Consider the following 338-nt stretch of genomic DNA (forward strand, 5'->3'; position numbering starts at 1 on the left):
GCTTCACAACCATTTGCATATCCTGTAACTGTATAAGTCGTTGTAATTGCAGGATTCACATCTATACTGGCTGTGGTCTCTCCTGTACTCCATTGGTAAGTTTGAGCTCCTGAAGCTGTTAGTGTTGTTGTTTCGCCTTCTGTAATTGTTATATCTGATCCTGCATCAATACCTGGTAAAGCATTAACAGTAACCTCAACTTCATCTGTATCTGAACACGCGTTTTCAAGAACTTCTACTGAATACACAGTCGTAATATTCGGATTGACAGTTATACTTTGAGTTGTTTCTCCTGTACTCCATACATAAGCTGATCCTCCTGAAGCTGTTAATGTTAC

Annotated in this window: 1 pseudogene; it reads right to left on the reverse strand. The window is 39.3% G+C overall.

The window, feature by feature from the left end:
* Window positions 1-338: pseudogene (locus ACRHNM_RS16470) on the reverse strand (hypothetical protein); the annotation flags it as partial.

Source organism: Psychroserpens mesophilus (genome assembly GCF_050617655.1).
Lineage (GTDB): Bacteria > Bacteroidota > Bacteroidia > Flavobacteriales > Flavobacteriaceae > Psychroserpens > Psychroserpens mesophilus_A.